We start from the raw sequence: 13,596 nt of genomic DNA, 5'->3' as shown, positions 1-13,596 counted from the left end.
ACGAGGTGCCAAGCCGTCGAAAAGCTGGTGCCTCGCCCACATCAATATCTAAAACTTAGATTTATTTCGCGCGCAAAAAGCCGGACGAAATCCGGCCAAGGAATGCGCGAAACCAAAGATTATACCCAGCACGCACGGGGGTAGCCCTCGGGGACTCCCGACTGCCCTGCTGCACAAACGCCCTGATCGACTGAAAAACGAGGCCGCAGGCCCGGCCGAGGCCCTGTTCCGTGCCCTGTCGGCTTTTCGGAGAGGAAATTCGGGAGGAGCGCCTGTCACGGCTTCGCAAACAAAATGTCACCAATCTTAGGACTGGGCGGGCGTCCGGCAAGCCGGTCAACGCCGCTCTCGCCACAAAGCCCCGGCAAGCCAAGAGGAAAAGGACACGGCTTTCTCATCGACCCAGCGGTTGAAAATCACCGACAACCCCAAGCACAGCGCCATCACGACCGGAAACGCCAGCAGCAGCGCCCAGCCATACCCCACCCGCGCCACCAGCGGCAGAATCACCAGCGCTCCGAGCGTGCCCAGCAAAGGAAAGTGCACCAGATACAGCGAATAAGACTGCCGCCCGAGGAACTGAGCGGCACGCCCCTCCAGCAGGCCACGCACCGGTGCCATCGAGGCAATGCTCAAAATCAACAGAAAAGCCCCCGTGACATGCGGCTTGAGCATGGTCGGATCGGGCATCAGCCAATCCACCGGCCACCAGAAATTCACATAGGGAATGTAGTAGGGCTTGGACAGCAAATACAGGCCGAGCACGAAAACCAGCGCACTCGCCCAGCTCCGCGAGAGCACCACCTGCATGCGCGGCTGCCGCAGCAGCAGATCGCTCGCCAGCACGCCAAAGGCAAACGCCACCATGTTGTTGTCTGCAAACCGCCAGATCACCGCAGCGTAGACGGCATACCGCACCCACGCAGGCAACCTGCCGACCAACGGAGTCAAAACCAGAACCAGCAGTGACCCGAACAATTCCGCCCTGATCGTCCAGAGCACCGGGTTGTAGCTGAACTTGCCGTCAAAGAACGAGCCAATCGCGCCTTCCCACGCCGCCAGCCGGAAATCCACCGCAGTGGGCAAAAACGTCGTCACGTTGGAGCCGGAATAGGCATTCAGCTCCACATAGCGCACCCCGAAGACGGCGATCAGGCCGCAGGCGAGCAGCGACGACACCAGCGCCGGGATCGCCAGTCGCGGGTAGCGCTTGATGATCGAGCGCGCATACCAGCCCCATCCAACGCCGCGAAAGAACGGCGCAGACAGCACAAAGCCGCTCAGCACAAAAAACAGAATCACCGCCGCATGTCCGTTGAACAGCAGATTCAGCGGCGAATTGACCAGCCACTTCTCGCCGAACAGATCAGGATAATTGCGCTCGAACGCAGCCGGAACATAGATCTGCAGGTAGTGGCAGATCACCACCACCACACAAGCAATGCCTCGCAAGCCATCGAGCGACGCGAATCGTTGACCTCCGACGGACTTCACAAGCTGCATGCAAAACGACCTGTCGACGGGTGGCTGGAGGGTTGGTGAGAGAAAAAGTGGGCGGATTGTACTCAGGCAAACCGCCGCGGCATTCATCGCCGCGTGGCCCACCAGAACAGCAACGCCAGCAAACTCACTCCAGCACCCAACCAGCAAACGCCTGACCAGCCTGCCCACGCATACATGGCCGTCGTGCCGATCGCGCCGAGCCCGCTGCCCACGGCATAGAACAGCATGTACAGCCCCACGAGCCGGCTGTGCGCCTCGGGTCGCGAGCGAAAAATCATGCTCTGGTTGGTCACATGCAGCGCCTGCCCACCCAGATCCAGCAGCACGATGCCGACCACCAGCGCGATCAGAGACGAATGCATCCATGACAACGGCAACCAGGACAGCAACAGAATCACCAGCGCCGCCCCACTGACGACCTGCCCGCGCCCTTGGTCCGCCCACCGGCCCGCCCGCGCTGCTGCCAGGGCGCCGACGACACCCACCAGCCCGAACGCGCCAATCGCCGTATGCGAGAACGCAAACGGCGGAGCGCTCAAGGGCAGCACGAGGGCGCTCCAGAAGATGTTGAAGGCGGCAAACATCAACAGCGCCAGCACGCCGCGAATCTGGAGCACGCGGTCTTGCATCAGCAAGATGAGCATCGACGCAATCAGCGCCCAATAGTCCGTTGCGCCCGCCGTTCTGGGCAATGCAGGAAGTCGCCGCCAAAGCGGAAACGCAACCGCCAGCATCAACAACGCCGCACAGAAATACACGCCCCGCCACCCTGCCAGATCGCTCACGGCACCGGAGAACACGCGCGCCATCAAGAGCCCAATGAAGACCCCGCTCTGCGTGCCGCCCACCACCCGTCCGCGCTCCTCGGGTGAGGCAGCGCTGGCGGCGTAGGCGATCAGTCCCTGCGTCATCGCGGTGCCCAGCAGGCCGACCAGAAGCATGCCCGCGAGCAACCACACGGTCGATGGCGCAACACCCACCATCAGCAGCGCAGCCACCAAAGCGACAAGTTGCACGCCCATCAGGCGACGCCGATCCACCAGATCCCCCAGCGGCACCACCAGCAGCAAGGCCAGCCCGCAACCCAATTGCGTCGCCGTGACCACGCCACCCACGGCCGCGTGGCTGATCCCGAAGTCTCGGGCCAGTGCATCGAGCAGCGGCAGCGCGTAGTACACGTTGGCCACGCTCAAGCCGCTTGCGATGGCGAACATGAATACCAATCCGCTGGACATGCCCGTCGGGCAATCCGGCAACTGCGTTGATGTGTCATTCATTTGCATGATCAAATCAGTTTCAAAACAAAACCGATTGAATGCTAGACGACTCAGTTTTAAAATGCAACCACACCAATTCACCGAACAGGGAAACCCATCGTGCCCAGCCGCAAGTCCCTCCAAGCAGAACCCTGCCCCGTCGCCCGCTCGGTGGACAGCATCGGCGACCGCTGGTCGCTGCTGATCATTCGCGACGCCTTTGACGGCGTGCGGCGCTTCAGCGATTTCCAGCGCAGTCTGGGCATGGCGCGCAACATCCTCTCCGACCGCCTGCGCAAGCTGGTCGAGGCCGGAATTCTGGAATTGCAGACCGCCTCCGACGGCACCTCGTATCAGGAATACGTGCTGACCCGCAAGGGCCAGAGCCTGTTCCCGGTCGTCGTCGCGCTGCGCCAGTGGGGAGAAAAACACCTGTTCGCCAAGGACGAGCCGCACTCCGTGCTGGTGGACAAACGCTCCGGCAGACCCGTGCCGGTGATGTCGCCGCAAGCGAGCGATGGCGGGGTGCTGTCTGCAACCGAGGCAGAGGTGCGCAAAGTCGATTGAGTGCAAACAGCAGGGCACAAAACAAAAGCCCGTCATCTTCTGCAGATGACGGGCTTTGTTCTTGCCGAGAGACTCATCCCGGTTTCGCATGCCATTTTTGAAGCCATGCCAACCTGGTGCGCGGGGGGGGACTCGAACCCCCACAGTGTTGCCACCGTCAGGACCTAAACCTGGTGCGTCTACCAATTTCGCCACCCGCGCGGGTCTGTCTGTCGTTCGGTGCCGCCGGAGAAGTTGATTCCCCGAGACACCGGAAATTGGTGAATCGGGGATTCTAGCCGGAGTTGGGTACGATTTTTTCGTCAGATCCTTGCTTTATTCCGGCTGAGGTTTCGGCACCCGGAACCAGGCGGCGTACATGGCTGGCAAGGCCAGCAGCGTGAGCACGGTGGCGACGATCAGGCCGCCCATGATGGCCACGGCCATCGGGCCCCAGAACACGCTGCGCGACAGCGGGATCATGGCGAGCACGGCAGCGGCGGCGGTCAGCACGATGGGGCGCATGCGACGCACGGCGGACTCGATGATCGCCGTGCGGGCAGGCACGCCCTTTTCGCGGTCAAGTTCGATCTGATCGATCAGGATCACCGAGTTCCGCTGGATCATGCCCATCAGCGCGATCACGCCGAGCAGCGCGACAAAGCCGAACGGACGGTTGAGCAGCAGCAGCGCCGCCGCCACACCCGCAATGCCGAGCGGCCCCGTGAGGAACACCAGCACCGAGCGGCTGAAGCTGTGCAATTGCAACATCAGCAGCGTGAACACGAGGAACAGCATGATGGGCACGCCCGCGACGATGGAGGCCGAGCCCTTGCTGCTTTCCTCGACGGCACCGGCCACCTGAATCAGCACGCCCGTGTCACCCTCGGCCTTCCATTTGGCTTCGAGTTCCTTCAGCTGCGGCTCCAGTTGCGCGGTGACCGTCGCGCCCTGCAAGCCTTCGACGATTTCGCCTTGCACGGTGATGGCGTAGTCGCGGTTCCAGCGCCACATCACGCCGGGCTCCCAGGTGAACACGGGCTTGGCGATCTGCGTGAGCGGAATCGACTTGCCGCTGGCTGTGGGCAGGTAGGCGTTGGCGATGTCGGAGATCGCTTCGCGCTCGTCGGGCGACTGGCGCAGCACGATCTCGATGAGCTTGTCGTTCTCGCGGTACTGGCCGATGGTCGTGCCGCTGAACATGGTGCGCGAGGCCTGCGCGATGGCCTGGCTGGTCACGCCGAGCGCGCGCGCCTTGGCCTGATCGACTTCCAGACGCACGACCTTGACCGACTCGTTCCAGTTGTCGTTCACGCCCAGCATGTTGGTGTTGGCGCGCATGATGGCCTTGACCTCGTCGGCGCGCTTGCGCAGATGGTCCGGGTCGCTGCCGACCACGCGGAACTGCACCGGATAAGGCACCGGCGGGCCGTTGGGCAGCAGCTTGACGCGGCCGCGCACTTCAGGAAAGTCCTCTGCCAGCAACTTGGGCAGACGCAGGCGAATCAGCTCGCGCTGCTTCAGATCCTTGGCCAGCACGATGAACTGCGACACGTTGGTCTGCGGGAACACCTGATCGAGCGGCAGATAGAAACGCGGCGTGCCCGAGCCCACCCAGGTGGCCACGCTGGCAACGCCTTCTTCCTTCATCAGACGCGTTTCAAGGCGCTTGGTGACTTCCTCGTTCGCGGCGAACGAAGTGCCTTCCGGGAACCAGATATCGACCATGATTTCCGGGCGGCTCGAATCGGGGAAGAACTGCTGCTGCACCTTGCCCATGCCCATGATGCCGGCCGCGAAGATCAGAATCGTCGCGAGGATGGTGATCCAACGGTGATCGACGCACCAGCCCACGGCCTTTCTGAAGCGCATGTAGAACGGCGAATCGAACAGTTCGTGCGGAGGCGCGTTCGGATCATGCGGCTTCACCTTGAGCAGCAAGGTGCCGAGATAAGGCACGAAATACACCGACACCAGCCACGACAGCACGAGCGCGATCACGGTCACAGCGAAGATCGCGAACGTGTACTCGCCCGTCACCGACTTGGCGATGCCGATGGGCAGAAAGCCCGCCGCCGTGATCAGCGTGCCGGTCAGCATGGGCTTGGCGGTCACGTCGTAGGCGTAGGTCGCAGCGGTGACCTTGTCGTAGCCCTCTTCCATCTTTCGCACCATCATTTCGACGGCGATGATGGCATCATCCACCAGCAGGCCGAGCGCAATGATCAGCGAGCCGAGCGACACCTTGTGCAGCCCGATGCCGAAGTAATTCATGGCGAGAAACGTCACGGCCAGCACCAGCGGAATGGTGATCGCCACCACCAGCCCCGGGCGGTAGTCGATGTACCAACCAAAGCGCCCGCCCTTGTGCAGGCCCAGCGCGATGAAGCTCACCGCAAGCACGATGACCACGGCCTCGATCAGCACCTTCACGAACTCGTTGACCGAACTGGCGACCGACGCGGGCTGGTCCTGTACCTGCGACAGCGTCACGCCTGCGGGCAGCGTGGTCTGGATCTGGTCCACGGTCGCGCGCAGCGCCTTGCCCAGCGCAATGATGTCGCCGCCCTTGGTCATGGAAATGCCCAAGCCGATGACGTCGTGGCCGTCAAAACGCATCTTCACCGAGGCCGGATCGACATAGCCGCGATGCACTTCGGCGATGTCGCCCAGACGGATCTGGTTACCGTTGCCGCCGCGAATCGGCATGGCGCGCAGTTGCTCCACATTGTTGAACTGGCCACCCACGCGCACCTGCACAACGTCCTGCGGCGTGTTGACCGCGCCCGCGCTTTCCACGGCGTTCTGCGCGCCGAGTTGCTGCAGCACGCTGTTGAAATCAAGCCCCATCTGCGCGAGGCGCTTTTGCGAAACCTCGACCCAGATCTTCTCGTCCTGCACGCCGAACTGCTCGACCTTGGCGACATCCTTCACGCGCAGCAGGCGCTGGCGCACATCGTCGGCAAAGTCCTTGATTTCGGCGTAGCTGTAGCCGTCGCCGTGGATCGCGTAGATCACGCCATACACATCGCCGAAGTCGTCGTTGAAGAACGGCCCCTGGATATTGCCCGGCAAGGTGTAGCGCATGTCGCCGATCTTCTTGCGCACCTGGTACCAGACGTTCGCCACCTCGGCGGGCTTGGACGAGTCCTTGATTTCAAAGATGATCTGCGACTCGCCGGGTTTGGAATAGCTGCGGATCTTGTCCGCAAACGGCACTTCCTGCAGCGTGCGTTCGAGCTTGTCGGTGACCTGCTCGGCCACCTGCTGCGCGGTCGCGCCCGGCCAGTAGGTGCGCACCACCATCGCGCGGAAAGTGAATGGTGGGTCTTCATCCTGCCCGAGCTGGAAATAGGCGGCAAAGCCCAGCAGCATCAGCACCACCATCAGGTAGCGCGTGAGCGCCGAATGATCGAGCGCCCATTTGGAGAGGTTGAAATGCTTCTTCGGCTCGAAGTCCGGCAACGGATTTCCCGTGGAGTTTTCGGAGGACATGCAGCGCCCCTATCCGTCAGTTGCCGCTTGCAGCGGAGGCTGCAGGCTGTGCGGCGGCGGGAGTTGCGGAAGGCGCAGCAGCAGCGTTTTCCACCGTGCCCTTCTGCTTGTACACGGTGACCTTCTGGCCCGGAGCCAGCACATGCACGCCGGTCGACACCACCTGCATGCCGGGCTGCAGACCCGCCGCAATCACCGCCTGATTGCCGTCCGCCGTGGCGACCTGCACCACCTGCGACTTGACCGTGCCGGTTGCTGCGTCATACACCCAGACCGCCGTCTGACCGCCTTCCTGGCGCAGCGCCGTGGTCGGCAGCGACATGGCCACCATGCCTTCACGGCCCAGCACCTTGGGCGCGACGTAGACCGTTGCGCCGAGCGGCGGCACTTGCGCGCCTTCGATGGCGACCTTCACCAGAAACGTGCGCGTGACCGGATCAGCACTGGCCGCCACTTCGCGCACCTTGCCCGAGAGCGATGCGCCTTCCGCCCACGGACGCACGGACACTTCCTGCCCCACGCGCAGTTGGGCAACCTTGTCTTCCGGCACCGAGAACACCGCGTCGCGCGAGCCATCCTGTGCGATGCGAACGACCGGCGTGCCCGCCGAAACCACCTGCCCCGGCTCGGCGTCGATGCTGGTGACCACGCCCGACACATCGGCCACCAAGCGCGTGTAGCTGGCTTGATTGCCCTGCGACGAAAGCTGCGCGTTGGCCTGATCGAGCGATGCCTGCGCGGCCTTGAGCGAGGCCTCGCGGCGCTCCAGTTCCGCGCCGCTGATGAAGCTTTGCTCCTTGAGCTTTTCGTAGCGCTTGAAGTCGGCCGAGGCCAGATCACGCTGCGTCTTGGCCGCGTTCACCTGCGCCTGCGCAGCCTGTGCGGAGAGCTGGTAGTCGCGCGGATCGAGCTGCGCGAGCACCTGGCCCGCGCTCACATGCTGACCCAGTTCGGCCTGCCGCTGCACGATCTTGCCCGGCACGCGAAAGCCGATGCGCGATTCGACACGCGCGCGCACCTCGGCCGAATATTCGAGCTGCGCCTGCAGCGGCGAAGCCCCGACAGTCAGCAGCTTGACGGCACGAATCGGCTCGGGCGCGGGCTCCTTGCGGGAGCAACCCACGAGCGCTGTCGCAGCGATCAGCGAGATAGCCAGAGGGAGCGGACGCACCCAAGAAAAAACCCCGTACAGGGGTGTCCGGGGTGTGAAATCGGTCCGGTTTGGCTCGCCAACCGGGGAATCGCTGGTGCACATGCTCATGGCAGCATCCAAAAATAATTAATGACTGACTGGTTAGTAATCTATGAGAAGAGCTATCAGCCTGTCAAGCTCCACAATAGGGGGGTGAACCCGCACCAGCACCCTCCCTCCTCATCAGCAACCACGGTGACTTCTGCACCAGCCTTGGCCGAAGCCGTCACGCACTACGAGAACTTTCCCGTGGCGTCGTGGCTGTGCCCGCCCCATCTGCGCCAGCCGATTGCCGCCATCTACGGCTTTGCCCGCACGGCCGACGATCTGGCCGACGAGGGCGACGTGCTGCCCGAGCAGCGCCTGCACGATCTGGCCGAGTACCGTGCCGAACTGCAACACATCGCCGCCGGAAATGCGCCAAAGCCCTGCTGGCAAAAGGTCTTTGGCCCGTTACAGGTGCAGATCCGCGAGCACAAGCTGCCCGTGCAGTTGCTCGACGATCTGCTCGACGCCTTCATGCAGGACATCGTCTTCACGCGCGACGGCTGCACGTATTTGAACCAGCGCGAACTGCTGGACTACTGCCGCCGCTCGGCCAACCCGGTCGGTCGGCTGCTGCTGCATCTGTATGGCGTGAACGATGCGCGCTCGCTCGAACAAAGCGACGCGATCTGCTCTGCCCTGCAGCTCATCAATTTCTGGCAGGACCTGAGCGTGGACCTGCCGCGTGGCCGTCACTATCTGACCGACGAAGACTGCGAGCGCTTCAACGTGACGCGCAAGACCATCGCGGGCCAGCACCGCAGCGCCGACACCGACCGCCTCGTCATGCACAACGCCGCCACCGCACGCGCGCTGATGATGTCCGGCGCGCCGCTGGTCCACACGCTCAAGGGCCGCATCGGCTGGGAGTTGCGCATGGTCGTGCAAGGCGGGCTGCGCATTCTCGACAAGGTGGAAGCGCAGAACGGCGGCAGCCTCACGCAGCGTGCGACCATCAGGCCGTGGGATGCGCCGTTGATGCTGTGGCGCGCGGCGTGGATGTGAGCTGATCGCTCAGTCAGTCAATCAGTCGGCAAACAGTTCAAGCAACCGATCCAGCCCGCCGCTGTCGATGCGCACATTCGCCGCATCGTGCAGCACGGGCTTGCCGCCAAACGCCACGCCCAGCCCTGCAGCCGCGAGCATCGGCACGTCGTTCGCACCGTCGCCCACGGCAATCGCCTGCAGCATGGAAACGCCCAGCCTCGCGCACACTTCCTCAAGCCGCTGACGCTTTCCCTCGGCATCCACAAACGGCTTGCCAGGCTGCGTCAGCACCTTGCCGGTGAAGACGCCGTCGTTCAACTCCAGCACGTTCGCGTGTATTTCATCGAGCCCCAATCGCGCTATCAGCGAGTCCGCAAAAAAGGTGAACCCGCCCGTGATCGCCACGCCATGCAAGCCATGCGAACGACATGCCGCCAGCAGCGCCTCGACGCCGTCGGTGAGCGGCATATGCTCGTCGCGCACCTTGGCCAGCAGGCTCTCGGGCACGCCTTCGAGCAACGCGAGCCGCGCACGCAGGTTCTGCGCAAACTCGACATTCGCGCCCTGCATGGCCGCGCGCGTCATGGCTTCGATCTGCTCTTTCTTGCCGGTGAGTTCGGCCAGTTCGTTCACGGTCTCCGATGCGATCAGCGTCGAATCCATGTCGAACGCGATCACGCGAAAGTCGCTCCAAGCGAGCGGCAGATTCACGCCGCGCACATGCAAGCCATCGGCCACTTGCGCCCAAAGCGCATCACTCTGAACTCTCACGTCTGCCCACCTTTTTGCGCCGCAGCGCTGCCCAGCCAATCGACAAACCGGCGCGCGGTCTCGGCCACCGGGTTCTCGGTCTTGTAGAGCGCATACAGCCCCGCGCCGGTCAGCCGGGGCTGATCGAACAGCGGCTGCAAGCGCCCGCTTTGAATGTCTTCTTCCACCAGACACCACGGCGCAAGCGCAATGCCCAGATCGTTCATCGCCGCCTGCGCGCTCAGGAAGTGGTGATCGAACACCGGCCCCGGCAACTGCTTGGGCACGGCCAGCCCCGTGAGGCCAAACCAGTGCGGCCAGTCGGCCATGCAACCGCTCACTTGCAACAGCGGCAAGCCGAGGCAGTCCGCAGGCTTTTTCACCCCGTGCTTCTTGATGAAGCGCGGCGAAGCCACCGGCAGCAGATAGTCATCGAGAAAACGCACACAGGTGTGCTCGGCACGCTGTAGCGGCCAGCGCATCACCACCACATCGTTGGACGCATCGGCCTGTTCGATGAAGCGGCTGTTCACCGTGGCAAGCTGCACATCGACGCGCGGTGCCCAGTCCTGAAAATCGGCCAGACGCGGAATCAGCCACTTCATCGCGAGCGACGGCGTGGTGCACACCCGCAGAATGCGCGGCGCGTGCGGCGACTTGACGGTCTGCGTGGCGGTCGAGATGCGGTCGAGGCAGGCCTGCACCTCCAGAAAATACTCGCGTGCGTGCGGCAGCAGCACCACGCCGCGCGCCTCGCGCGCGAACAGCGGGCCGTCCAGATATTCCTCCAGCAGACGGATCTGCTGGCTCACCGCGCTGTGGGTGATGCTCAACTCATCGGCAGCCGCCGTGAAATTGGCATGGCGCGCCGCCGCTTCGAAGGCTCGAAGCGCTTTGAGCGGTGGCAGCGTGCGTTTGACCATTCACGAATGTGACAATTTGATTGCAATCAAACCATCTTAGTTGACCAAGCCATAAGAAAAACTAACGGCAACCCTTAAAAATTAGCGCTGGCCCATCAGGGCATGCCTTCCTATCATCGATTCGCGGGACCCATCCCGAGAACAGTTGGTTAGACACATGGCATCCATCACCATCGACGGCATCGTCAAACAGTTCAGCGGCAACACCGTGCTGCAGAACCTTTCCCTGCATATTCCCGACGGCGCGTTCTACACGCTGCTCGGCCCCAGCGGCTGCGGCAAGACCACGCTGCTGCGCTGCATTGCGGGCTTCTACGAACCCGATGCGGGCAAGCTGCTGTTCGACAAGGACGACGTGACCCGCGTGTCCACCCACCACCGCGACATCGGCATGGTGTTCCAGGACTACGCCCTCTTCCCCGACAAGACGGCCTTCGACAACGTGGCCTATGGCCTGCGCGCCCGCAAGGTCGCCAAGCCCGAGATCACCCGCCGCGTGACCGAGGCGCTCGAAAAAGTGGGCCTCGGTCAGCTCGCCGACCGCTACCCCGCGCAGATGAGCGGCGGCCAGCGCCAGCGCGTGGCCCTTGCCCGCGCACTGGTGATTCGCCCGCGCGTGCTGCTGATGGACGAGCCGCTGTCCAACCTCGACGCCAAGATGCGCCTGCAGATGCGCGACGTGATTCTCGATCTGGTGCGCGAAGCGGGCATCACCACGGTCTTCGTCACGCACGATCAGGAAGAGGCGCTCGCCATGTCCGACCGCATCGCCATCATGGATCGCGGCCGCATCGCGCAGCTCGGCACGCCGGAAGAACTCTACGGCACGCCCGTCAATTCCTACGTGGCGGACTTCATCGGCTCGGCCAACGTGCTGCCGGTGAGCACGCAGACCGTGGCGTCGGCCACCCCGTCGCATGTGCGCTACGAACTCGCGGGCCGCACGCTCGACGGCGTGACCGACAACGGCCAGCAAGTCGGCGCCAAGGGCGTGCTGATTGCGCGCCCCGAAGATCTCTCGCTCATGTCGCCCGCACCGCATGTGCCCAACGCCGTGCTCGGTCAGGTGATCCGTCGCCAGTACCTGGGCTTCAAAACGGCCTACCGCATCCAGCTCGACGCAGGCCCCGAAATCCGCGTGGAACTGCATGCGGGCAACACCGTGGCCGACTTCCACGCGGGCGACAAGGTGCAGGTGCTCGTGCCCATCGACTGCCGCGTCGTGGCGGCCTGATTCAGGAGCTGCATCATGAAAATCAAATGGTGGCCCTGGGGGTTTCTGACGCTCATCTGCCTCGTGCTGCTGGGCTTCTTCGTGCTGTATCCGCTCGCCACGCTGTTCAGCAACAGCGTGCTCAATGACGAAGGCAGCTTCTCGCTGCAAGCCTTTGTGCAACTGCTGCAGGACAGCGAATACGTGAAGGCTTTCTGGAACACGCTGATCCTCGGATTCAGCGTCACTCTGTGCACCGTGCTCATCGGCGTGCCGTTCGCGTACATGGTCGCGCGCTACGAGTTTCCGCTCAAGAATCTGGTGGCTGTGCTGCCGATTCTCACCATCGTGATTCCCGAAATCATCGTCGGCCAATCGTGGCTGCTGGTGCTGGGCAACAACGGCATCGTCACCAATTTCTTCGCCGATCGCGGCATCGAACTGCCCTCGTTCTACGGCTGGACGGGCATGGTCTTCTCGATGACGCTGGTGTACTACACCTACATCTATCTCGGCGTGCTGGCCGCCCTGCGCGGCTTTGACGGATCGCTCGAAGAAGCAGGCCTGAGTCTCGGCACATCGCCGCTCGTCACCAAGTGGCGCGTGCTGGTGCCGGTGATGCTGCCTGCGGTGCTGGTGAACGCGCTCGTCGTGTTCACGCTGGTGGTCGGCAACTTCGCGCTGTCGATGCTGCTGGGCAGCCGCGTACCGCTGCTCTCGGTGATGACGTACAACACCTTCGTGAGCGAAATGGGCGGCAGCCCTGCCCTGCAAAGCGCGATGTCGGTGGTCTCCATCGTCATCGTCGCCATCGTGCTGTTCGTGCAAAAGCGCGTCGTCGAACGCAAGATCTACACGATGACGCAAGGCCGCGCACCCGCGCCGGAGCGCGTGAAATCATGGGCATCGGCGCTGTTCACCAGCACGGTCGGCATCGTCATTCTGGCGTCGCTGCTGCCGCTGATCGTGGTGTTCATCGCCGCTTTCACTGCCACCAGCGGACCGGTCATGCAATGGGGCTCGTGGTCGCTCGACAGCCTCACGCGCGCGATTCGCCATGCGCCCGAGCCCATCATCAACTCGCTGCAGTTCTCGTCGATTGCGACCGTCGTCGGCGTCGCCTTTGCGGTGCTGGTGAGCTATCTGACCATCAAGAAGCGCAACGCCGCCACGCAACTGCTCGACTACATCGTCGTGCTGCCGCTGACCATCTCCGGCACGGTGCTCGGCATCGCACTGGTGCAGACCTTCAACACCGGCTGGCTGGTGCTCGCGGGCACCTCGGGCATCATGGTGCTGGCCTACGCCGTGCGCCGACTGCCGTTCGCGGTGCGCAATGCGACGTCGACGCTGTTCAACATCCCCGAGTCCATCGAAGAGGCATCGATCAGCCTCGGCGTGTCGCCGCTGATGACCTTCTTCAAGGTGATCCTGCCCGCGATGAAAGCCTCGCTGATCTCGGCGGCCATCCTCATGTGGGTCACGACCATCTCCGAGTTGTCCGCCTCCGTGGTGGTCTACAGCGGCGGTCTGGAAACCATGCCGATCGCGATCTTCCGACAAGTGGACGGCGGTCGTCTGGGCCTCGCATCGGCCTACGGCGCAGCGCTGGTCACGGTGATTCTGGTGCCGATCTTTGTGTCGATCAAAGTCTTCCGCATCAACCTCTTTTCAAGCAAGTAAGCC

At 63.2% G+C, this 13,596-nt stretch carries 10 protein-coding genes and 1 tRNA gene; 4 read left to right on the top strand and 7 right to left on the bottom strand.

The window, feature by feature from the left end; genetic code table 11:
- Positions 1-336: 336 nt before the first annotated feature.
- Together G7048_RS18890 and G7048_RS18885 are read right to left on the bottom strand one after the other, a co-directional pair.
- On the bottom strand, positions 337-1,494 hold the full coding sequence (locus tag G7048_RS18890; RefSeq protein ID WP_166069626.1) for an acyltransferase: 1,158 nt from the start codon (positions 1,492-1,494) through the stop codon (positions 337-339).
- A 92-nt stretch (positions 1,495-1,586) separates the two neighbouring features.
- On the bottom strand, positions 1,587-2,780 hold the full coding sequence (locus G7048_RS18885) for an MFS transporter (RefSeq protein ID WP_240933035.1): 1,194 nt from the start codon (positions 2,778-2,780) through the stop codon (positions 1,587-1,589).
- A gap of 99 nt (positions 2,781-2,879) precedes the next feature.
- Here G7048_RS18885 and G7048_RS18880 point away from each other — a divergent pair, with 99 nt between their 5' ends.
- A complete protein-coding gene (locus tag G7048_RS18880) occupies positions 2,880-3,326 on the top strand; it encodes a helix-turn-helix domain-containing protein (protein WP_166069625.1) in 447 nt (148 codons plus the stop codon).
- 114 nt (positions 3,327-3,440) lie between these two features.
- On the opposite strand, the gene G7048_RS18875 is transcribed toward G7048_RS18880, so the two are convergent.
- The 3 genes from G7048_RS18875 to G7048_RS18865 form a co-directional block, all read right to left on the bottom strand.
- Positions 3,441-3,527 (bottom strand) — tRNA-Leu (locus tag G7048_RS18875).
- A 114-nt stretch (positions 3,528-3,641) separates the two neighbouring features.
- On the bottom strand, positions 3,642-6,800 hold the full coding sequence (locus tag G7048_RS18870; protein ID WP_205750293.1) for an efflux RND transporter permease subunit: 3,159 nt from the start codon (positions 6,798-6,800) through the stop codon (positions 3,642-3,644).
- Between the two features lie 16 nt (positions 6,801-6,816).
- On the bottom strand, positions 6,817-8,055 hold the full coding sequence (locus G7048_RS18865; protein WP_166071059.1) for an efflux RND transporter periplasmic adaptor subunit: 1,239 nt from the start codon (positions 8,053-8,055) through the stop codon (positions 6,817-6,819).
- A 132-nt stretch (positions 8,056-8,187) separates the two neighbouring features.
- On the opposite strand from G7048_RS18865, the gene hpnC reads away from it, so the two are divergent.
- Positions 8,188-9,042, top strand: a complete 855-nt coding sequence (gene hpnC, locus G7048_RS18860) for a squalene synthase HpnC (protein WP_240933033.1) — start codon at positions 8,188-8,190, stop codon at positions 9,040-9,042.
- A gap of 21 nt (positions 9,043-9,063) precedes the next feature.
- Here hpnC and serB read toward each other — a convergent pair whose 3' ends face one another.
- Positions 9,064-9,795 (bottom strand): phosphoserine phosphatase SerB, encoded by a 732-nt coding sequence (serB, locus tag G7048_RS18855; protein ID WP_240933032.1) that lies wholly within the window; start codon positions 9,793-9,795, stop codon positions 9,064-9,066.
- Entirely contained in the window at positions 9,792-10,697 is a 906-nt protein-coding gene (locus G7048_RS18850; protein WP_166069623.1) for a LysR substrate-binding domain-containing protein, read from the bottom strand. Before G7048_RS18850 ends, serB begins: the two co-directional genes overlap by 4 nt.
- A 157-nt stretch (positions 10,698-10,854) precedes the next feature.
- On the opposite strand from G7048_RS18850, the gene G7048_RS18845 reads away from it, so the two are divergent.
- Both G7048_RS18845 and G7048_RS18840 read left to right on the top strand, forming a co-directional pair.
- Positions 10,855-11,931: an ABC transporter ATP-binding protein gene (locus G7048_RS18845; RefSeq protein WP_166069622.1), complete on the top strand. Its 1,077-nt coding sequence runs from the start codon at positions 10,855-10,857 to the stop codon at positions 11,929-11,931.
- A 15-nt stretch (positions 11,932-11,946) separates the two neighbouring features.
- A complete protein-coding gene (locus G7048_RS18840) occupies positions 11,947-13,593 on the top strand; it encodes an iron ABC transporter permease (RefSeq protein WP_166069621.1) in 1,647 nt (548 codons plus the stop codon).
- Positions 13,594-13,596 lie beyond the last annotated feature (3 nt).

The organism is Diaphorobacter sp. HDW4B (genome assembly GCF_011305535.1).
Classification (GTDB): Bacteria; Pseudomonadota; Gammaproteobacteria; order Burkholderiales; family Burkholderiaceae_C; genus Diaphorobacter_A.
The sequence above is the reverse complement of the archived record's forward strand: the minus strand, read 5'-3'. Positions and strand labels throughout refer to the sequence as shown.